At 74.8% G+C, this 19,624-nt stretch carries 18 protein-coding genes and 1 riboswitch; of the genes, 8 read left to right on the forward strand and 10 right to left on the reverse strand.

The genetic code is table 11. The annotated features are described in order from the left end of the window. Window positions 1-87 precede the first annotated feature (87 nt). Window positions 88-2,163 (forward strand): primosomal protein N', encoded by a 2,076-nt coding sequence (locus ACSUPR_RS07710; protein ID WP_436890442.1) that lies wholly within the window; start codon window positions 88-90, stop codon window positions 2,161-2,163. A gap of 173 nt (window positions 2,164-2,336) precedes the next feature. Here ACSUPR_RS07710 and ACSUPR_RS07715 read toward each other — a convergent pair whose 3' ends face one another. The 3 genes from ACSUPR_RS07715 to ACSUPR_RS07725 form a co-directional block, all read right to left on the reverse strand. Next, a complete protein-coding gene (locus tag ACSUPR_RS07715) occupies window positions 2,337-2,867 on the reverse strand; it encodes a DinB family protein (RefSeq protein ID WP_436890443.1) in 531 nt (176 codons plus the stop codon). Then, window positions 2,855-3,553, reverse strand: a complete 699-nt coding sequence (locus ACSUPR_RS07720) for an SAM-dependent methyltransferase (RefSeq protein ID WP_436890444.1) — start codon at window positions 3,551-3,553, stop codon at window positions 2,855-2,857. The genes ACSUPR_RS07715 and ACSUPR_RS07720 overlap by 13 nt, the downstream gene beginning before the upstream one ends. Before the next feature lie 314 nt (window positions 3,554-3,867). Then, a complete protein-coding gene (locus ACSUPR_RS07725; RefSeq protein ID WP_436890445.1) occupies window positions 3,868-5,202 on the reverse strand; it encodes an aminotransferase class V-fold PLP-dependent enzyme in 1,335 nt (444 codons plus the stop codon). Between the two features lie 56 nt (window positions 5,203-5,258). After that, window positions 5,259-5,374, reverse strand: a riboswitch (SAM riboswitch). Window positions 5,375-5,611: 237 nt separating this feature from the next. Between ACSUPR_RS07725 and ACSUPR_RS07730 the strand changes: the two genes are divergently transcribed. The 7 genes from ACSUPR_RS07730 to ACSUPR_RS07760 all read left to right on the forward strand — a co-directional run bounded on the left by ACSUPR_RS07730 (window position 5,612) and on the right by ACSUPR_RS07760 (window position 11,841). Then, complete coding sequence (locus ACSUPR_RS07730) at window positions 5,612-5,968, forward strand: DUF3870 domain-containing protein (RefSeq protein ID WP_436891912.1); 357 nt, start codon at window positions 5,612-5,614, stop codon at window positions 5,966-5,968. Between the two features lie 4 nt (window positions 5,969-5,972). Next, a complete protein-coding gene (locus ACSUPR_RS07735) occupies window positions 5,973-7,187 on the forward strand; it encodes a CaiB/BaiF CoA transferase family protein (RefSeq protein ID WP_436890447.1) in 1,215 nt (404 codons plus the stop codon). After that, entirely contained in the window at window positions 7,184-8,371 is a 1,188-nt protein-coding gene (locus tag ACSUPR_RS07740; RefSeq protein ID WP_436890448.1) for an acyl-CoA dehydrogenase family protein, read from the forward strand. Before ACSUPR_RS07735 ends, ACSUPR_RS07740 begins: the two co-directional genes overlap by 4 nt. 67 nt (window positions 8,372-8,438) lie before the next feature. Then, window positions 8,439-8,906, forward strand: a complete 468-nt coding sequence (locus ACSUPR_RS07745; RefSeq protein ID WP_436890450.1) for a nitroreductase/quinone reductase family protein — start codon at window positions 8,439-8,441, stop codon at window positions 8,904-8,906. Window positions 8,907-8,998: 92 nt separating this feature from the next. Beyond that, entirely contained in the window at window positions 8,999-9,577 is a 579-nt protein-coding gene (locus tag ACSUPR_RS07750; protein WP_436890451.1) for a TetR/AcrR family transcriptional regulator, read from the forward strand. Between the two features lie 91 nt (window positions 9,578-9,668). Beyond that, a complete protein-coding gene (locus ACSUPR_RS07755; protein WP_436890452.1) occupies window positions 9,669-10,487 on the forward strand; it encodes a cupredoxin domain-containing protein in 819 nt (272 codons plus the stop codon). Beyond that, entirely contained in the window at window positions 10,477-11,841 is a 1,365-nt protein-coding gene (locus ACSUPR_RS07760; protein ID WP_436890453.1) for a multicopper oxidase family protein, read from the forward strand. Before ACSUPR_RS07755 ends, ACSUPR_RS07760 begins: the two co-directional genes overlap by 11 nt. An 8-nt stretch (window positions 11,842-11,849) precedes the next feature. Here ACSUPR_RS07760 and ACSUPR_RS07765 read toward each other — a convergent pair whose 3' ends face one another. From ACSUPR_RS07765 to ACSUPR_RS07795, 7 genes are all read right to left on the reverse strand, one after another. Then, window positions 11,850-14,024, reverse strand: a complete 2,175-nt coding sequence (locus ACSUPR_RS07765) for a RelA/SpoT family protein (RefSeq protein WP_436891913.1) — start codon at window positions 14,022-14,024, stop codon at window positions 11,850-11,852. Window positions 14,025-14,523: 499 nt separating this feature from the next. Next, entirely contained in the window at window positions 14,524-15,078 is a 555-nt protein-coding gene (locus ACSUPR_RS07770; RefSeq protein WP_436890455.1) for an adenine phosphoribosyltransferase, read from the reverse strand. 169 nt (window positions 15,079-15,247) lie between these two features. Further along, window positions 15,248-15,619 carry a preprotein translocase subunit YajC gene (yajC, locus tag ACSUPR_RS07775; protein ID WP_436890456.1) on the reverse strand — a complete coding sequence of 124 codons (372 nt, stop codon included), beginning with the start codon at window positions 15,617-15,619 and terminating at the stop codon, window positions 15,248-15,250. Window positions 15,620-15,909: 290 nt separating this feature from the next. Next, the gene (gene ruvB, locus ACSUPR_RS07780) at window positions 15,910-17,055 is read right to left on the reverse strand and encodes a Holliday junction branch migration DNA helicase RuvB (protein ID WP_436890457.1); all 1,146 of its coding nucleotides are present in this window, start codon (window positions 17,053-17,055) and stop codon (window positions 15,910-15,912) included. A gap of 9 nt (window positions 17,056-17,064) precedes the next feature. Next, entirely contained in the window at window positions 17,065-17,682 is a 618-nt protein-coding gene (gene ruvA, locus ACSUPR_RS07785) for a Holliday junction branch migration protein RuvA (protein WP_436890459.1), read from the reverse strand. 33 nt (window positions 17,683-17,715) lie between these two features. After that, entirely contained in the window at window positions 17,716-18,270 is a 555-nt protein-coding gene (ruvC, locus tag ACSUPR_RS07790; protein WP_436890460.1) for a crossover junction endodeoxyribonuclease RuvC, read from the reverse strand. A gap of 137 nt (window positions 18,271-18,407) precedes the next feature. Then, complete coding sequence (locus ACSUPR_RS07795; RefSeq protein ID WP_436890461.1) at window positions 18,408-19,559, reverse strand: acetyl-CoA hydrolase/transferase C-terminal domain-containing protein; 1,152 nt, start codon at window positions 19,557-19,559, stop codon at window positions 18,408-18,410. Between the last annotated feature and the right edge of the window lie 65 nt (window positions 19,560-19,624).

Here is a 19,624-nt window from a genome sequence, read left to right on the forward strand (position 1 = left end):
CCAGGAAAGAAACTCGTCGAAACACGAACGAGAGGAGCAAGGGTGCTTCCTCCCCGTTCCGGGGACGGATCTCCGCACCCTGATCAGATGACATCCCAGCCCACCGGACCCGAGGGGGTCCTCTTCGAGCTTCCCGCCGCGCCCCCGGCGGAGAAGAAGCAGGAGAAGAAACGCTCCGGCCGCCCGGCCCCGCGCACGCCCGCCGAGCGGCTGCCGGTCGCGCGCGTGGTGGTGGACACCCCGCTGCCGCACCTGGACCGGTACTTCGACTACCGGGTGCCCGCCGACATGGACGAGGCGGCGGTGCCGGGCTGCCGGGTGCGGGTGCGCTTCAACAACCGGAAGCTGACCGGGTTCCTGGCCGAGCGGGTGGAGGCGTCGGAGTTCGCCGGACGGCTGGCCTACCTGGACTCGGTGGTCTCCTCCGAGCCGGTGCTCACCCCCGAGATCCTGGGGCTGTCCCGCGCGGTCGCGGACCGGTACGCGGGCACCCTGAGCGACGTGCTGCGGCTGGCGGTGCCGCCCCGGCACGCCCGGGCCGAGAAGGAGGATCCGGACGGGGACGCCGGGGAGGACTTCTCCGCGCCGGGTGCGGGGCCGTGGCAGGACTACCCGGACGGCCCGGCGTTCCTGGCGGAGCTGGCCGCGGGCCGGGCGCCCCGGGCGGTGTGGAACGCACTGCCGGGCCCGGACTGGCCCGAGGCGGTCGCCGTGGCGGCGGGTACGGCGCTGGCCGCCGGGCGGGGCACCGTGATCGTGGTGCCCGACGGTCGCGACGTCGAACGGGTGGACGCGGCGCTGACCGGGGTGCTGGGCCCGGACCGGCACGTGGCTCTGACCGCCGGGCTGGGGCCGGAGAAGCGCTACCGGCGGTGGCTGTCCGTGCTGCGCGGCCGGGTGCGGGTGGTGGTCGGCACCCGGGCCGCGGCGTTCGCCCCGGTGCGCGACGTGGGCCTGGTGGTGCTGTGGGACGACGGCGACGACGTGCACGCCGACCCGCACGCGCCCTACCCGCACACGCGCACGGTGCTGTCGATGCGCGCCCACCGGGCGGAGGCGGGGGCCCTCATCGGGGGGCACACCCGGACCACCGACGCCCAGATGCTGGTGGACTCGGGGTGGGCGGGGCAGATCACGGCCGACCGGGCGGTGCTGCGGCGGCGCGCCCCGGTGGTGCGGGTGGCCGGTGACGACCGCGAGCTGGAGCGGGACGGGGCGGCGCGCACGGCGCGGCTGCCCGGGCTGGCGCTCCGCGTGGCCCGGCAGGCCTCCCGGGAGGGCGCGGTGCTGTTCCAGGTGCCGCGGCGCGGCTACCTGGCGACGCTGGCCTGCGCGGGCTGCCGCGAGCCGGCGCGCTGCGACGCCTGCCACGGGCCGCTGGCGGTGCGCAGCTCGCACGCCGTGCCCTCCTGCGGCTGGTGCGGCCGGGTGGCGGGCGCGTGGGCGTGCCCCGAGTGCGGGGCGAACCGGATGCGCGCCGTGGTGGTGGGCGACCGGCGCACCGCCGAGGAGCTGGGCCGGGCGTTCCCCTCGGTGGTGGTGCGCACCTCCGGCCGCGACGAGGTGCTGTCCGCGGTGCCGGGGTCGCCCTCGCTGGTGGTGGCCACCCCCGGCGCCGAGCCGGTGGCCGAGGGCGGGTACGCGGCGGCGGTGCTGCTGGACGGCTGGGCGCTGCTCAACCGGCTGGACCTCCGGGCGGCCGAGGAGGCGCTGCGGCGCTGGCTGGGCGCTGCGGCGCTGGTGCGCCCGGGCGGCACGGTGGTGGTGTGCGCCGAGGCGTCGTCGCCGGTGGTGCAGTCGCTGGTGCGCTGGGACCCGGCGGGGTTCGCCGAGCGCGAGCTGGCCGACCGCCGCGAGCTGGGGTTCCCCCCGGCGGTGTCGATGGCGTCGGTGACCGGCGGCCCCGAGCACGTGCGCGAGCTGCTGGACCAGGTGGAGCTGCCCGACGGTGTGGAGCTGCTGGGCCCGGTGCCCGTCGGCCCCGACCGCGAGGGCCCGACCGGGCCGGGCGGGACGAACACCACCGAGCGGGCGCTGCTGCGGGTGCCGCGGGAGGGGGTGGGCGCGCTGGCCCGCGCCCTCAAGGTCGCCGCCGCTGCCCGCAGCGCCCGCCGCGAGGAGCACCAGGCCCAGATCCGCGTCGACCCCCTCCAGGTCATCTAGGGCCTGTTTTTTGGATGCCGTCCTGCTCCGCGGGTGTGTGAGGCGCCGGCGGGGTTCTGCAGGCCCCGAGGGGGTGTCCGGGGAACGGGGATGTTCCCGTGGGGCCGAAGGCTGCCGACTTCCGGGGGCGCCGAACGCGGACCGGAGCGGAGCGGAGGTTCGAAGAACACGGCTCAGCGCGCGGCGCGGTAGAGGTCGCGCAGGAGGGAGACCTCGGCGCTGTGGTGGATGACCTCGCGCTGGACGTGCAGGACCAGGGCGACCATGGGGAAGTCCGCCCATTCGGGGGACTCGGCGCCGCCGACGGGGGCGGCCAGGCCCTCCTCGTCGAGTGAGCGGACGTGGTCGGACCAGGAGAGGTAGGCCAGGCGCAGGCGTTCGCGGGCGGTGTCGGCGGTGCCGGGCCATTCGACGCCGTGCCGGGTGCCGTGGCCGAAGTGGCGGTCGTCGCGCAGTTCCAGGACCTCGACGACGATGTGGCCCAGCCTCCAGGCGATGGTGGTGACCGGCGGCGGGTCGGGCTCGGGCGTGGTGCGGTCGGGGCGGAAGCGCCCGTCGGGTCCCGGGCGCACGCCCCAGGCGCCGGGGGCGGGCTCCCAGTGGAACTCGGCGTCGGTGAGTCCCTCCAGCCGGGGCCACAGCGAGTAATCCCAGTAGAACTGCAGCTGGGCCAGGATCTCGCCGGTCCAGTTCAGCGTCGCCATCGGCCCCCGCCCCCTCCTCGCGCGGGCGCGCGGCCGAGCGCGCCCAGGACTCCGGTTCCGGCCGCGGCCACGTCCTCGTCGGGGTAGGGCCACCACATGAGGTCGGCGGCTCCGGGTTCGACGGGGTGGAAGGGTGCCAGGGCCCGTAGCAGGGCGGGGTGGGGGGCGGTGGAGGACAGGGCGAGGTAGCCGCCGCCGCGCAGCAGGCCGTGCAGGTCGGCGATGCCCTCGGGCGGGGCGTCGGCCGGGAAGGGCCGGGTCATGAGAACGGCGACGGGCTCGTCGAGGTCGACGAGCCCGGAGGTGGCGAGGCGGTGCAGGGCGGCGGAGGGGCCCCCGTCGCCGGAGACGACGGAGCCGTCGGAGGCGGTGAGGGTCCCGGCGACCCCGGGCGGGGAGACGTGGACCAGGCGGGCGCCGGGCCGGTGGGAGCGGACGAGGTCCGCGAGGCCGGGCACCGGGCAGCCCCAGTCGACGAACTGGCCGATCCGGGCGTCGGTGCACAGGTAGGCCGTGACCCGGTCGAGGAAGGCGGCGTGGCGGCGGGCGGCCTCGTCGGGCTCGGGGGTCGGCCGCGGGGTCCTGCCGGGCAGGCCGACGACGCGGGAGCGGCGTCCGGGGCGGCGCACCGGTTCCCGGTGGGCACCCGTGAGCGGTCCCGCCTCGTTGCCTCGGACGTCCGTCACGATCACGCTCCCCCAGCCGGTCCGCTCGTGGGAGGCAGGGTGCGCCGCCGGCAGGACCGGTCGGGTCCGCGGCATCGCGCCATGCCATCAGGGCCTGATGCTACCCCTTGGAAAAGTGATTCCCCGCACATCCCTGTGTGCTATGTGCCCTATTTCGTCGTTTGTCGTGCCTTGTGCCCTCAAGGTTTTCGAGGCGTAGGTCCCGAAACGCGCATCGGGGGCGCCGCCGACGGGCGGCGCCCCCGTGGGGGTCTCCCGGCCGGGGGACGGGCCGGGAGGGCCGCCCCGCCGCAGGGGGCCCGGCGGGGTGACGGTCAGCGGGGGTCGGGGACCGGGGCCAGGCGCCCGTCGGCCTCGGCGTACTCCCAGCGCGGGCCGTGCGCGACCAGGTCGGCGACCGCGCCGACGAGCCGGTCCACGTGCTCCGTGGTGGTGCCGATGCCCAGGCTGGCCCGGACCGCCTGGCCGTGCCCCCGCGGCAGCAGGTGGCGGGTGAGCGGGTGCGCGCAGAACAGGCCGTCGCGGACCCCGATCCCGTACTCGGCCGACAGCGCCGCCGCCAGCAGGTCGGCGGGGAGGCCGTCCACGACGAACGACAGGATCCCCACCCGGGGGTGGTCCTCGCCCCACAGGGACAGCTCGTGGACGCCCCCGACCTCGGCCAGTCCCGAGCGCAGCCGTTCCACCAGCGCGGACTCGCGGATGTGCAGCAGCTCCTGCACCCCCGGGACGAGGGTGTCGCAGGCCGCGGCCAGGGCGACCGCGCCCAGCACGTTGGGGCTGCCCGCCTCGTGCCGGGCAGGCAGGTCGTTCCACACCACGTCGTGCTCGGTGACCAGTCGCGTGGCGCCGCCGCCGGACAGGTAGGGCGTCGCCTCGGCCAGCCAGTCGGCGCGCCCGGCCAGCACGCCCGAGCCGAACGGCGCGTAAAGCTTGTGCGCGGACAGGGCCACGTAGTCGGCCCCGGTGGCGGACAGGCTGAACGGCAGGTGCGGGGCGTACTGGGCGGCGTCCACCACCACGCGGGCGTCCTCGGCGTGCGCGGCCGCCACCAGTTCCTCCACCGGCCAGATCTCGCCGGTGACGTTGGAGGCCGCGGTGACGCAGAGCAGGCGCGGGCCCCGGGGGGCGGCGGCCAGGGCGGCGCGGGCCGCCTCCACCGCCGCGTCCGGGGACTCCGGCAGCGGCAGTCGCACGACCGACCCGGCACGGGAGGCCGGGTGCTCCCAGGGCAGCAGGCTCGCGTGGTGCTCGGACTCGAACACCACCACCGTGCAGCCCGGCGGCACCGCGCGGGCCAGCAGGTTGAGGGCGTCGGTGGTGCCGCGCACGAAGACCACCGCGTCGGCCGGCCGGGTGCGCACCCCCAGGAACCGGGCCACCGAGCGGCGGGCCCGCTCGTAGGCGTCGGTGCTGACCTGGGAGTGGTGCCCGGCGCCGCGGTGCACGCTGGCGTAGTAGGGCAGGGCCGCCGACAGGGCCTCGGCGACCGGGGTCAGGCAGGGGGCGCTGGCCGCGTAGTCCAGGTTGGCGTACTCGACGCGCCCGCCGGTGACCAGGGGGACGCCCTCCTCGGCGGCGACGATCGTGCACCGGTCCAGGTCGGGCCGGGCGGAACGGGCGGAGCCGATGGGAGTGACGACGGTCATGGGACACCTCTCACGTGGGTCGTGGGACCCACGGGTGCCGGTCAGACAGCGCCAGGGGTCCGCGCTTGCTCCGACACGGTCGTGTCGGGACCTGGTCCTCACCCGGGGCACCCCACCGCGGAAGGAGGGTTGCCGACCAGCAAGCCGGGGCTTCGCGCTGGTACTCGTGACCTGGCACGCAGGTTAACACAGGGGAACGGGGCACGGCAGGCCGGGCCCCGTGTGGCCCGGGACACGCTTTTCGCCGCCCCCACTCGACAGCCGGGGAGCGGGGAGGCCATACTTGTCCCCGCCTGCCCTCACGTCGCGGGTGTCCGGTTCCCCCCGGCCGCCTACCAGGCGCGAGACTCCAGAGCGTTGGAGTTCTCGCATGCCCGCGATCGAAGAGGTGACGTACGTGCACGACCGTATGCAGCAGGTCTTCCGCAACCCCCGGGTCGTTCTGATCTCCGGCTACGCACGCCTGCCCGACTCCGTGGCCAGCCACTCCCAGTACCAGCGCCTGGGCGTCGTCCTGGCCGTGGACACCGCCGACGGCCGGATCGTGGCCGCCGACACCACACTGCTCACCGACCTGGCACGGGACTTCTTCCGCGCCCTGGTCGAGGGCTCGTCGGTCACCGAGGACATCGCCGAGCTGGTGAACCGGGTGCAGACCCGCTACGCCGGCCAGTCCGGCGCCGCCCTCACCACCGCGCTGCGCCGCTGCCTGGAGAGCTACTACCAGCTCAGGGACGACCACCAGACACCGAGCGGCGAGGAGTGAAGCCGTGTCCGAACCCCTGCCCCTGACCGGGGTGCGCGTCGCCGACCTGTCCCGGGTCCTGGCCGGGCCCTACGCCACCATGCTCCTGGCGGACATGGGAGCGGAGGTGGTCAAGGTGGAGCAGCCCGGCCGGGGCGACGACACCCGCGCCTGGGGCCCGCCCTGGGCCGGCGGCGAGGCCGCCTACTTCCTGTCGGTGAACCGCAACAAGCGCAGCCTGGCCGTGGACCTGAAGGACCCCGACGGGCTGGCCGCCGTGCAGGAGCTGTGCGCGGGCGCCGACGTGGTGGTGCAGAACTTCCGGCCCGGCGTCGTCGACAGGCTCGGCCTGGGGTACGCCGCCGTCAGCGCCCGCAACCCGGCCGTCGTGTACTGCTCGGTGAGCGGGTTCGGCCCCGAGCACGAACCCGCGGGCCGCCCCGGCTTCGACATCGTGGTGCAGGCGGAGAGCGGCCTGATGGGCACCACCGGCCCCGCCGAGGGCCCGGCCAGCAAGGTCGGGGTGGCCCTCACCGACGTGCTCACCGGGCTCAACGCCGCCGTGGGGATCCTGGGCGCGCTGATGCGGGCCCGCGCCACCGGCCGGGGCGAGGAGATCAGCGCGTCCCTGATCAACTCCACCCTGTCCGGGCTGGTCAACCTCACCCAGCAGGCGCTGGTCACCGGCGCCGAGCCCGCCCGGGTCGGCAACGCCCACACCACGATCGTGCCCTACCAGGCGTTCCCCACCGCGGACGCCGACCTCGTCATCGCCGCCGGGAACGACGCGCTCTACCAGCGGATGTGCGAGGCGCTGGAGCGCCCCGACCTGGCCCGGGACCCGCGCTACGCCACCAACCCGGACCGGGTGGCGCACCGCGGGGAGCTGGTCGGGGAGATCACCGCCACCCTGCGCACCCGGTCCGCCGACCACTGGGCCGAGCGGCTCCTGGCGGCGGGCGTGCCCGTGGGCCGGGTGCGCGGGGTACTGGACGCGCTGCGCACCGCCGACGCCCGCGGCGACGACGTGCTGCGCACCGTCGAACACCCCACCGCCGGTCTCCTGGAGCAGGTCCGCGCCGGGTTCCGGCTGGAGAACACGCCTCCCCCGCTGACCCCGCCGCCCCTGCTGGGGCAGCACTCCCGGGAGATCCTCACCGAACTGGGCCTGGCCGCCGACCGGATCGACGCGATGGTCGAACGCGGCGCCGTCCAGCAGCACCTGAAAGGAAACCGATGAGCGAGCACAAGGCACCCGCCCCGGACCCCCGCGACTTCCTGGCCGTGGACGCCGACCTGGACGACACCGAGCGCGACGTGCGCGACGCGGTCCGGGCGTTCGCCACCCGTGAACTGCTGCCCAACGTGGCGGAGTGGTTCGAGGCCGGCACCCTGCCCGACCCGCGCGGGCTGGCCAGGGCGTTCGGCGACCTGGGCGTGCTCGGCATGCACCTGGAGGGGTACGGCTGCGGCGGCTCCAGCGCCGTCGCCTACGGCGTGGCCTGCCGCGAGCTGGAGGCGGTGGACTCGGGGCTGCGCAGCTTCGTGTCCGTGCAGGGCTCGCTGGCCATGGCCGCGATCCACAAGTACGGCTCCGAGGAGCAGAAGGAGCAGTGGCTGCCCCGCATGGCCGCGGGCGAGGCCATCGGCTGCTTCGGCCTCACCGAGCCCGACTCCGGGTCCGACCCGGGCTCCATGCGCACCCGCGCCCGCCGGGACGGCTCCGACTGGGTGCTGGACGGCACCAAGATGTGGATCACCAACGGGTCCGTGGCCGACGTCGCCGTGGTGTGGGCGGCCACCGACGAGGGCATCCGCGGGTTCGTGGTCCCCGCCGGCACCCCGGGGTTCACCGCCAACGTCATCCACCGGAAGCTGTCGCTGCGCGCCTCCATCACCTCCGAGCTGGTGCTGGAGGGGGTCCGGCTGCCCGCCGACGCGGTCCTGCCGGGCTCGCGGGGGCTGGGGTCGCCGCTGTCCTGCCTGAACGAGGCCCGCTACGGGATCGTGTGGGGTGTGGCCGGCGCGGCCCGCGCCTGCTATGAGGCGGCGCTGGAGTACGCGGGCACCCGCGAGCAGTTCGGGCGGCCCATCGGCGGGTTCCAGCTGACCCAGCGCAAGCTCGCCGACATGGTCGTGGACGTCAACCACGCCAACCTCACCGCCCTGCGGATCGGGCGGCTCAAGGACCGGGGGCTGGCCCACCACAACCACGTCAGCTTCGGCAAGTTCGCCAACGTCGCGGCAGCCCAGAGGGTGGCCGCCGCGGCCCGGTCGGTGCACGGGGCCAACGGGATCACGCTGGAGTACCCGGTGATGCGGCACATGGTGAACCTGGAGACGGTGGCCACCTACGAGGGCACGGAGGAGATCCACGCGCTGAGCATCGGGCAGGCGGTGACCGGCATCTCCGCGTTCCGGTGACCTCCGGCCCGGCGTTCCCGGGCCGCAACCACCACAATGGGGGTCAAGCGATCGAGGGAGTTGTCAGATGGTGGACGAACCGGCGAAGCGGTTCGAGATGACGCGGGCCCGTCGGGTGCTCAACGCGACGCTCGGCGGCCTCGTCAAGTACGGGGTGTGCCCGCCCGACACGTACCTGCTCACGACGCGGGGGCGCAGGACGGGCTTCCTGCGCACCGTCCCGATCAGCCTCGTGGACAACGACCAGGGCCGGTTCCTGGTCGCCCCCTACGGGGAGGTCGGCTGGGTGCGCAACCTCCGCGCGGACGGGTTCGCGACGCTGCGCAAGGGCGGCTGGATCGAACTGGTCAGCGTGCGCGAGCTGGACGCCGCGGAGGCGGCCCCGGTGCTGCGCGAGTACGTGGACCACCCGCGCGCGCTGGTGGTGGCCCCGTACTTCGACGCCCCGCCGGACGCCCCGGCCGAGGCTTTCGAGGCGGAGGCGCACCGGCATCCCGTGTTCGGGATCGTGCGGTCGACGACGATCCGCATCTGAGCGTGCGGCCCCGGTCCCCGGGCCGGGGCCGCACGCCGGCCGGTTCGCGTCCGGGGTTGACAGGAACGCCTTATGAGTGTGTACTCACTTACATGAGTGCGACCGATGCAAGCCGTTCCACGGCGGAGGCCCGCAGGGCCGCGATCCTGCGCCAGGCGGTGCCCGTGTTCGCCCGGAGCGGGTACCACGCCACCCCGGTGACCGAGATCGCCGACGCGGCCGGGATCTCGCAGGCCTACGTCTTCCGGCTGTTCGGGAGCAAGCTCGGCCTGTTCACGGCCACGCTGGAACGCTGCTTCGGGCTCATCGAGCAGGCGCTGCGCGAGGGCGCGGAGAAGTCGGCCGGCGCCCCCGCGCCCCAGATCCTGGCCGCGATGGGCGACTCCTACGCGGCCCTGATCGCCGACCGCGACCTGCTCATGCTCCAGGTGCACGCGCAGAGCGCGACCGACGTCCCCGAGATCCGGGACTGCATGCGGCGCGGCTACGCCTCGGCGGTGACCCTGGTGCACGAGCTGTCCGGGGGCACCCGGGACCAGGTCCAGTACTTCATGGCCATGGGCCTGATGTGCCACCTGATCACCGCCCTGGACCTGGACGGGGTCGACGAGCCCTGGGCGCTGACCCTGGTCAACGGCATGACCGTCCACGGGCGGCACGCCGGGCGGTGAGAGAGCGCCCACCCTGAGGGTGGGCGTTTTTTCTGCCCCGAAAAGTGAGTGACCAGTCACTAATAACCCTCTGCCGCAGGAAGGCACGACCATGACCGAGATCCGTGAAGCCCCCACCCCGACCGACCGGCCGCAGCGGCCCGCCGTGGCCCCGTTCGCCGCCACGGCGACCCTGGCGGCCACCACCCTGCTCTCCGCCCTCGTGACCGGCGGAGCCCCGAACCCCGCCACGGCCTCGGTCGCGGTCCTGCCGCTGATCGCCGCCTTCGGGTACCTGCGTCCGGCCCGCTGGGCCGCGGTCCCCGCGGTCCTGTCCGTCGTCGCCCTGCTGACGATGCGCACCGCCGACCTGTCCCACGACCTGGTCCGACCGGGCGAGGTCCTGCCGTTCCTGGTGGCCGCGGCGACCGTCCTGGCCTCGGGCGTCGTCCTCATCGCCGCGGTGCCCGGCCTGCCCGGCCGCGGGCGGGCCCCGGTGGTCGGCCTCCCCCTGGGCGCGGTGCTGGGGCTGGGCCTGGTACTGGTCTCCCCGCAGCTCGACGACACCGGCGAACTGACACCGGAGCAGGTCGCCGCCCTGCCGACCGTCGCCATGGTGGACTTCAGGTTCGAGCCCGGACAGCTCACCGTCGCCGAGGGGAGGCCGGTCGCGTTCCGCTTCGCCAACGACACCGACGGCGCGCACAGCTTCGCCGTCGAGTCCCTGGGCATCGACGTCACCGTTCCCGCAGGCCGGACCCGCACGGTGGTCGTGGACCTGGAGCCGGGCACCTACCCCTTCGTCTGCTCCGTGGGCGACCACGAGGAGGACGGCATGGTCGGCCGCCTCACCGTGGTGGGCGACGGCCGTGCCGCCGGGCACGCTGAGGAGACCGGTACCGGGGCGGAGGGCGCCGGCCATGACCACTGAGGCCCCGTACCGTTCGCCGCTGGGACGGCGCGCCTTCCTGGCGGCGGCCGGTGCGGCGGTCGCCGCCGCGGCCGCCGTCCCCGCGGTCCGCGCCCTCACCGGCCCGGACCTGCCCGCCGACCGCCCCGGGCTGCCCGGCCTTCCCGAGCTGGCGACCACCGACACCGACGGCCTGCGGGTCGCCGCGCTGGCCGCCGCCTCCTCCGGCCCCGGGCTCGTCTACAACGGGTCCAGCCCCGGACCGCTGCTGCGCCTGCGCGAGGGCGACCGGGTGCGGGTCGACTTCACCAACGACACCGACGCCCCCAGCAGCCTGCACCTGCACGGGCTGCCGCTGACCCCCGACGCCGACCGGCCGCTGGAGCACGTGCCGCCGGGCGGGTCCTCCTCCCACGAGTTCACGGTGGTCCCGGGCTGCGCGGGCACCTACTGGTACCACCCGCACGCCCACGGCGACGTGGAGCGCCAGCTGCTGGCCGGGCTGGCCGGGCCGGTCGTCGTGGCGGGCCCCGCCGACGAGGAGCCGGGGCTGCGCGAGGCCGACGACCGGCTGGTGATGTTCACCGTGTCCGGACGCGACATCCTGGTCAACGGGGCACGGCGGCCGGGGACGACCGTCCGCTCCGGGATCACCCGGCTGCGGCTGCTCAACGCCACCGCGGGCGACCACCTGCTGCTGGGGTGCGTGCGCCGGGACCGGAGCCGACCGCCCCTGCACCTCATCGCCACCGACGCCGGGCTCATCGGGCGCCCCCGGGAGGTCCAGGAGATCCTGCTGGCCCCGGGAGAGCGCGCCGAGGTGCTGGTGGAGACCGCCGAGGCGGGCCCCATCGGCCTGGTGCGCCTGCCGTACTCGGTCCACGGCCCCGGCGGGGGCGCGGCCGGCGACGAGGAGACCCTGCTCGTCCTGGACGTCCCCGAGGGGCACGCCCCGGTGGCGCCGCCCGGGCGCCTGGCCCCGGTCGAGGAGCTCGACCCGGCCGACGCGGTCCGCACCCGGCGCGTGGTCTTCGACGCCGCCCCGGACGGCGCCTTCACCATCGACGGGCGGGTCTTCGACATGGACCGGGTCGACGCACGGGCCAGGGCGGACACCCTGGAGATCTGGGAGATCGCCAACGACCACTCCGCCGACCACCCGTTCCACCTGCACAGCCACCCGGTCCAGGTGCTCGACCGCGACGGCGTGCCCGAGCCCTTCCGGGCCTGGCGCGACACGGTGAACGTGCCCGCCGGGTCGACCGTGCGACTGCTGGTGCCGTTCCGCCACGGCGTGGGCCGGACCGTGTACCACTGCCACATCCTCAACCACGAGGACCTGGGCATGATGGGCGTCCTGGAGGTGGTCCGGTGACCTCCGGGTCAGTTGCGGACGCGGTAGACGTCGTACACGCCGTCCACGCCGCGGACCGCCCGCAGCACGCTGCCCAGGTGCGCCGGGTCGGCCATCTCGAACGTGAACCGGCTCTGGGCGACCCGGTCCCGGCTGGTCTGCACCGTCGCCGACAGGATGTTGACGTGCTGGTCCGACAGCACCCGGGTGATGTCCGACAGCAGCCGGGACCGGTCCAGCGCCTCCACCTGCAGCGCCACCAGGAACAGCGAGTCCTCCGTCGGCGACCAGTCCACCCGCACCTTGCGCTCGGGGTCCAGGGTGGCGACGTTCACGCAGTCGGCGCGGTGCACCGACACCCCGTTGCCGCGGGTCACGAAACCGACGATGTCGTCCCCGGGCACCGGCGTACAGCACTTGGACAGGCGCGCCCACACGTCGGCGTCGCCCTCCACGACCACGCCCGGGTTCCCGGGCTGGCGCTGGCGGGGAGCCTTGGCCGGCAGTGCCGACTCGGCGATGTCCCCGGTGTGGCCGTCGACCGCGCCCATGGAGTCGACGAGCTTGGTGACCACGTTCTGGGCGCTGACCTGCCGCTCCCCCACCGCCGCGTACAGGGCGTCCACGTCGGGGTAGCGCAGCTCGTCGGCCAGGGCGATGATGGCCTCTCCGCTGAACAGGCGCTTGACCGGGAGCTCCTGCTTGCGCATGACCTTCGCGATCTCCTCCTTGCCCTGCTCGATCGCGGCCTCGCGGCGCTCCTTGGTGAACCAGTGCCGGATCTTGTTGCGGGCGCGGGCGCTCTTGACGAAGTCGAGCCAGTCCCGGTTGGGCCCGGCATCGGGGTCCTTGGAGGTGATGATCTCGACGGTCTCGCCGTTGTGGAGCTCGGTCTCCAGCGACACCAGGCGGCCGTTGACCCGGGCACCGACGGTGCGGTGGCCGACCTCGGTGTGCACGGCGTAGGCGAAGTCGACGGCGGTGGCGCCCTGCGGCAGCGAGATGACGTCGCCCTGCGGGGTGAAGACGAACACCTCCTGCACCGACAGGTCGAAGCGCAGCGACTCCAGGAACTCGCCCGGGTCCTTGGTCTCCTGCTGCCAGTCGATGAGCTGGCGCAGCCAGGCCATGTCGGCGCCGCCCTTGGGCGCGGGGGCGCCGCCGCTGTTGCGGTCCTCCTTGTACTTCCAGTGGGCCGCGATGCCGTACTCGGCGCGCCGGTGCATGGCGCGGGTGCGGATCTGGAGCTCGACCGGGTTGCCCGAGGGCCCGATGACCGTCGTGTGCAGCGACTGGTACATGTTGAACTTGGGCATCGCGATGTAGTCCTTGAACCGCCCGGGCACGGGGTTCCACCTGGCGTGGATGGTCCCCAGGGCCGCGTAGCAGTCGCGGACGCTGTCCACCAGGACCCGCACGGCGATGAGGTCGTAGATCTCGTCGAAGCCGACGTTGCGGGCGATCATCTTCTGGTAGATCGAGTAGTAGTGCTTGGGGCGGCCCTTGACGGTGGCCTTGATCTTGGCCTCGCGCAGGTCGCCGGAGACCGCCTCGATGACCTCCTGGAGGTACACGTCGCGGCGGGGGGCGCGCTCGGACACCAGGCGGGCGATCTCGTCGAACCGCTTGGGGTAGAGGGTGGCGAAGGCCAGGTCCTCCAGCTCCCACTTGATGGTGTTCATGCCCAGGCGGTGGGCGAGCGGCGCGAAGATCTCCAGGGTCTCGCGGGCCTTCTTCTCCCGCTTGGCGACCGAGGGCAGGTAGCGCAGGGTGCGCATGTTGTGCAGCCGGTCGCAGAGCTTGATGACCAGGACGCGGATGTCGCGGGCCATGGCCACGACCATCTTGCGGACGGTCTCGGCCTGGGTGGCCTCGCCGTACTTGACCTTGTCGAGCTTGGTGACGCCGTCGACGAGCTCGGCGATCTCGTCGCCGAAGTCGGTGCGCAGCTCCGCGAGCGTGTACTCGGTGTCCTCGACCGTGTCGTGCAGCAGGGCGGCGGCCAGGGTGGCCTCCTGCATGCCGAGCTCGGCGAGGATGGTGGCGACGGCGAGCGGGTGGGTGATGTAGGGGTCGCCGCTCTTGCGCTTCTGGTCCCGGTGGTGGTGGGCGGCCACCTCGTAGGCGCGCTCGATGAGCCGCACGTCCACCTTGGGGTGGGTGGCGCGCACGGTCTTGATCAGTGGTTCCAGCACCGGGTTCATCGTCACTCCCCGCTGGGCGCCGAGTCGGGCGAGTCTTCTGCGGACTCGCACGGTGGAGGGCGTGGATGCGGCGGAGGGCGCCGCCGCGGCGGCGCCCTCCGGGCGGTCGTCGGTCGTGGGGCGTTCGCGGCCCGCGGGGGCGCGCCCGTCGGCCCCGGTGCGGGAGGCGTCCTCCGGCGTCCCGTGCCCGGACACCGTCCCGGTCGAGACCACTTCGCCTGGCATGCCTACCTCCCGCGGTTCCGCCCGGATCGTACGGGCGGTCGGCGTCGCCCGGCTCCACCGGTGCACGTGCGTATCTGTCGGGGCCGGTCGCCCGTCACGGCCGCCGCGGTGCCGCTCCCGCCACCAGTCTAGTGGCCCCGGCCCCCGGCCCACCGGCACGGACACCCGGTCCGGCGGCCCGGGCCGCTCGGTCGGGCGCCCCGGCGCCCGGGCCGGGCGGACGGCGCTCCGGGTACGCCGGAGGACCGGACCGTGCGGGGGTGCGTGCGGGCCCTCAGACCGAGAGGAGGGCGTGCGGCTCCACGTCGGACAGCCTCTCCCGCCCGTGGAGAGCGGTGAGCTCCATCAGGACGGAGAATCCCACGACCGTACCACCCGCCTTGCGGACCAGGTCCACCGCGGCCCGCCCGGTGCCCCCGGTCGCCAGGACGTCGTCGACGATGAGCACGCGGGAGCCCTCGGTGATCGCGTCGGCGTGGATCTCCACGCTCGCGGTCCCGTACTCCAGATCATAGGGCTGCTCGATCACGGACGCGGGCAGTTTCCCGGCTTTGCGCGCGGGGACGAACCCGGCCCCCAGCGCCAGGGCCACCGGGGCGCCGAAGATGAAGCCGCGGGCCTCCAGCCCGACCACGTGGTCCACCCCCGCGCCCTCGAAGGGGCCGGCCAGCCCGGCGACGGTCGCGGCCAGCGCCGCGGGGTCGTTGAGCAGCGGCGTGATGTCCTTGAACAGGATGCCGGGCTTGGGGAAGTCGGGGATGTCGCGGATGCGCGCCAGGAGGGCGTCCCGGTCGGCGGCGGTGTCCGCGGGTGCGTTGTCGTGGGCCATGGTGCGGTGTGGACCTTACTGGTGTTCCGGTGTGTCTGTTCCGGCGGGGCGGCGGGGGCCGGACACGCCGGTACCGGCCCCGGGCGGGGGCCGGTACCGGCGGATCCGTGCTTCGGCGCGCGGGACGCCCGCCCCGGGGCGGTTCACCACGGGGTGCGGGCGGCGTCCGTCAGTTGTTGGGCTTGGGGTCGTCGTCGCCGAAGTCGGGGCGGTCCTCGACCGGCGTGTCGTCGGCCTGCGGCGTGATGATCTCACCGATGCCCGGCTTGAGCATGCGGATGCGGGTGCCGGGCGAGATCTCGAGGATCACGTCGGTCTCCTGGACCTCCACGACGGTGCCGTAGATACCCGCCTTGGTCATGACCTCGACCCCCGGGACGAGGGCGCTCTGCATCTGCGTCTCCTGCTGGCGACGCTTCTGGTTGGGCCGCCAGATCAGCAGCCAGAACACCAGGAGGATGAGGGCGATCATGGGGAGCGAGGAGAGGAGTCCTCCGCCCGCCGGGGCTGCTCCGTCGGCGAGTTGGTAAAGGCCCTGCACGGGGCGTCCTTCCTGAAGTCTTCGTCTGTGGCCGACGGATCGGTCGACGACCACCTTGTTCGTGCCGTCCGGACCGTTCGGCCCGCTCGGCACCCGGTCACTACAACGTTCCGGGGGGCCGAGGCGTTCCTTCGGTGCCGAACGGCACTCCCGGGCGGGGTACGGGACCCCGCCGTCGGTCGGTTCGACCCAGCTTACGTGGCGCCGGTCACCGTTCCCCCACCGGCGGAGATCGGAGTGTTAACGGTTGCGCCCCGGGACCGTGAACGGCCGCGGGGCGCACCGTGCGCTCAGGGGGCGCCCGGCGTCCCGTTGCCGTTGGCGCCGTTGGCGCCCGGGGAGCCGCCCTGGGCGGCGGTCTGGGCGGCGGTCTGGGCGGCTGCACCGAAGGCGGCGTCGGGCGGGGGCGTGATGCCCAGGTGCGCCCAGGCGAGCGGGGTGGCGACCCGGCCCCGCGGGGTGCGGGCCAGGAACCCGGAGCGGACCAGGAAGGGCTCGGCCACGACCTCGACGGTCTCGGCCTCCTCCCCCACCGACACCGCCAGGGTGGACAGGCCCACCGGGCCGCCGCGGAAGCGGTTGAGCAGCACGTCGAGGATGGCGCGGTCGAGGCGGTCCAGGCCCAGGGCGTCCACCTCGTACAGCTCCAGGGTGGCGCGGGCGGTCTCCAGGGACATGATGCCGTCGCCGCGCACCTCGGCGTAGTCGCGGACCCGGCGCAGCAGCCGGTTGGCGATGCGGGGCGTGCCGCGCGAGCGCCCGGCGATCTCGCGGGCGGCGTCCTCGGCCAGCGGGACGCCGAGCAGCCCGGCCGAGCGGTGCAGGATGAGCTCCAGCTCCTGGGCCGTGTAGAAGTCCATGTGGGCGGTGAAGCCGAACCGGTCGCGCAGCGGTGCGGGCAGCATCCCGGCCCGGGTGGTGGCGCCGACCAGGGTGAACGGGGCGATGTCGAGCGGGATGGCGGTGGCGCCCGGGCCCTTGCCGACGACCACGTCGACCCGGAAGTCCTCCATGGCGACGTAGAGCATCTCCTCGGCGGGGCGGGCCATCCGGTGGATCTCGTCCAGGAACAGCACCTCGCCCTCCTGGAGGGTGGACAGCACCGCGGCCAGGTCGCCGGAGCGTTCGATGGCGGGTCCGGAGGTGATCCGCAGGGGCGCGCCCAGCTCGGCGGCGATGATCATGGCCAGGGTGGTCTTGCCCAGGCCGGGGCCGCCGGACATGAGGACGTGGTCGGGGGCGCGGTTGCGCTTGCGGGCGCTGTCCAGGACCAGGGAGAGCTGCTCGCGCACCCGCTCCTGGCCGACGAAGTCGTCGAGCGAGCGCGGCCGCAGGGCGCCCTCGATCTGACGCTCGTCCGCCGCGGCCTCGGGTGAGACCGCCTCGCGGGCGTAGGGGTCGGCGGGGCCCGTCGGGCGGTCGTCGTGGTCGTACACGGGATGCTCCTAGGCGCGGCTGAGGGTGCGCAGGGCGCTGCGCAGCAGGACGGCGACGTCGGTGGTCTCCTCGGCCTGGGGGGCGACGGCGGCGGCCGCGGCCTCGGCGTCCTTGGCGGACCAGCCGAGGTTGACCAGGCCGGAGACCACCTGGGTGCGCCAGGCTCCGCCCGCCCCGCCCCCGGCGCCGCCCTGTGCGGGCGGCAGGGTGCCGTCGGTGAAGACGGGCGGGTCGAGTTTGCCGCGCAGCTCCAGGACGATGCGCTGGGCGCCCTTCTTGCCGATGCCCGGGACCCGGACCAGGGCGTTGGTGTCCTCGGTGGCCACGGCGTGGCGCAGGGAGTCGGGGCTGTGGACCGACAGCATGGCCAGGGCCAGCCGGGGGCCGACCCCGGACGCGGTCTGGAGCTGCTCGAACAGGTGCTTCTCGTCGTCGTCGGCGAACCCGAAGAGGGTGAGCGACTCCTCGCGCACGACGAGGCTGGTGGCGACGGTGCCGGTCTCCCCGACGTGCAGGCGGGACAGGGCGCTCGGGGTGCACTGCACGAACATGCCGACCCCGCCGACGTCGATGACGGCGCTGCCCGCGCCGCGTGCGGCCACCCGGCCGGTGAGGAACGCGATCATGTCAAGGCGGGCAGCGGGTGCCCTTCTCCTTCCTTAGGGGCGGGTGCCGCGGGCGCGTCGGGCCAGTTCCACCCGGCGGGCGAAGTCCTGTTGCGCCTGGGCCACCCGGGCCTGGGCCCCGCCGCGCCAGATGTGGCAGATGGCCAGCGCCACCGCGTCGGCGGCGTCGGCGGGACGGGGCGGGCCGTCGAGTCCGAGGATACGCGCGACCATGGTGCCGACCTGCGCCTTGTCGGCGCGTCCGCTGCCGGTGATGGCGGCCTTGGCCTCGCTGGGGGTGTGCAGGGCGACGGGCAGGCCGCGGCGGGCGGCGCAGACCAGGGCGATGCCGCTGGCCTGGGCGGTGCCCATGACGGTGCTGAGGTTGTGCTGGGCGAAGACCCGCTCGACGGCGACGGCGTCGGGGCGGATCTCGTCGAGCCACCGCTCGATGCCGCGCTCGACGCCGAGCAGGCGCTGGGGCAGGTCCTCGTCGGGGCTGGTGCGGATGGCGTCGGCGCCGATGAGGCTCAGCGGGCGGCCGATGGCGCCTTCCACGGCGCCGACGCCGCACCGGGTGAGCCCCGGGTCGATCCCCAACACGCGCACGCGCCCCACACCTTTCTCGAACGTCCGTTCGCACCATGCTAGCGCTGCGGGACGACAGGGGCCCCGCGCGCGGCCCGGCGTGTCGCCGGGACCGTGCCGGTCGAGCGTACCGGTGCGCGGGGGCGGGGCGGGGGCGGTCAGGGGCGCCCGGCGCCCCACAGGTCGGCCAGGGCGGCACGGCGCTCGGCGCGGGACAGTCCGCGCAGGTCGGCGACGCCGCGTTCGGTGACCACCACCTCCACGTCCTGGGAGGGGGTGGTGACCGGCCGGGAGAGGCGTTCGACCAGGGTGGACCTGCCGCGGTGGCGGGTGGGGACGGCGATGACGCTGAGGCCGCCGACGGAGCGGGTGGCGGCCGCGGCGTAGTCGGCGTGGCCGCCGATGCCGCCGAGCACGCCCCGGGCGGTGCCCTCGACGTTGACCTGGCCGTCGTGGTCGATCTCCACGGCGGTGTTGACCGCGACGAAGGGGTCGGCGGACAGGCGGCCGGGGTCCAGGACGTGGTCGACGGGGTGCAGCAGGGGGCGGCCGTCGGCCCAGGCGTGCAGACGGGGGCCGCCGACGAGGTACATGCCGACGGGGTCGCCCAGCAGCAGGCCGCGCTCGTCGAGGTCGACCACGGCCTCGGGCAGGGGGCCGGAGTCGATGCGCACGGGGACGTCCAGCTCCGCGGCCAGGGCGGCGGGCACTGCGCCGAAGCCGAGCTGGAGGCGGGCGCCCTCGGGGATGAGGGGCGCCAGGTGGCGGGCGATGGCGGTCTGGTCGGGGCCGCTGGGCGAGGGGCGCAGGGTCCCGGCGGTGCGGTCGCTCTCCCCGATGACGACGACCCGGTCTGCGGGCAGCGGGGGCCCGGCGTCGGCGCGGGGCAGTCGCGGGGAGACCACCCCGGCGACGAGGGCGCCCGCGTCGACGGCGGTGCGCAGCCAGCCCACCTCGCTGCCGAACGCGTGGCCGCCGGGCACCGGGACCAGGGAGGCGACGAGGAGGTCGGGGCGCCAGGGCCCGTGCAGCAGGGCGGGCACGGCGGACATGCGCACCGGCGGGTGGGCGACGCGGCCGCCGTCGACGTGGTCGCGCAGGCCCCAGCCGGGCATGACGGTGCGGGCGTCGGCGAACGCCGCGGGGTCGAGCGCCGGGTCGGCCTCGGGGACCCAGCCCAGGACGAGGCGCACCCCGCCGGCCCGCGCGGCGGCCGCGCACAGCTCGGCGGTGGCGCTCCGCGGCGCGCCGAAGCCGTCGCCCAGGGCCACGGTCGATCCGGGTCCCACCAGGTCGGTCAGGCTCTCCATGTTCCCTCCCCCTTCGCCGGACCGACCGTACCGGACGCCCCCGCGACGGCGGTGCGCGGTACCTC

This window comes from Nocardiopsis dassonvillei (genome assembly GCF_964273065.1).
Taxonomy (GTDB): Bacteria; Actinomycetota; Actinomycetes; order Streptosporangiales; family Streptosporangiaceae; genus Nocardiopsis; species Nocardiopsis dassonvillei_B.

Excerpts from the sequence above, each read along its gene's own strand:
- ACSUPR_RS07770 (WP_436890455.1), bottom strand. The coding sequence starts at position 15,078 with ATGGCCCACGACAACGCACCCGCGGACACCGCCGCCGACCGGGACGCC.
- ACSUPR_RS07710 (WP_436890442.1), top strand. The coding sequence starts at position 88 with ATGACATCCCAGCCCACCGGACCCGAGGGGGTCCTCTTCGAGCTTCCC.
- ACSUPR_RS07795 (WP_436890461.1), bottom strand. The coding sequence starts at position 19,559 with ATGGAGAGCCTGACCGACCTGGTGGGACCCGGATCGACCGTGGCCCTG.
- ACSUPR_RS07760 (WP_436890453.1), top strand. The coding sequence starts at position 10,477 with ATGACCACTGAGGCCCCGTACCGTTCGCCGCTGGGACGGCGCGCCTTC.
- ACSUPR_RS07755 (WP_436890452.1), top strand. The coding sequence starts at position 9,669 with ATGACCGAGATCCGTGAAGCCCCCACCCCGACCGACCGGCCGCAGCGG.
- ruvA (WP_436890459.1), bottom strand. The coding sequence starts at position 17,682 with ATGATCGCGTTCCTCACCGGCCGGGTGGCCGCACGCGGCGCGGGCAGC.
- ACSUPR_RS07715 (WP_436890443.1), bottom strand. The coding sequence starts at position 2,867 with ATGGCGACGCTGAACTGGACCGGCGAGATCCTGGCCCAGCTGCAGTTC.
- ACSUPR_RS07765 (WP_436891913.1), bottom strand. The coding sequence starts at position 14,024 with ATGAACCCGGTGCTGGAACCACTGATCAAGACCGTGCGCGCCACCCAC.
- ACSUPR_RS07730 (WP_436891912.1), top strand. The coding sequence starts at position 5,612 with ATGCAGCAGGTCTTCCGCAACCCCCGGGTCGTTCTGATCTCCGGCTAC.
- ACSUPR_RS07725 (WP_436890445.1), bottom strand. The coding sequence starts at position 5,202 with ATGACCGTCGTCACTCCCATCGGCTCCGCCCGTTCCGCCCGGCCCGAC.
- ACSUPR_RS07750 (WP_436890451.1), top strand. The coding sequence starts at position 8,999 with ATGAGTGCGACCGATGCAAGCCGTTCCACGGCGGAGGCCCGCAGGGCC.
- ACSUPR_RS07745 (WP_436890450.1), top strand. The coding sequence starts at position 8,439 with ATGGTGGACGAACCGGCGAAGCGGTTCGAGATGACGCGGGCCCGTCGG.
- ACSUPR_RS07740 (WP_436890448.1), top strand. The coding sequence starts at position 7,184 with ATGAGCGAGCACAAGGCACCCGCCCCGGACCCCCGCGACTTCCTGGCC.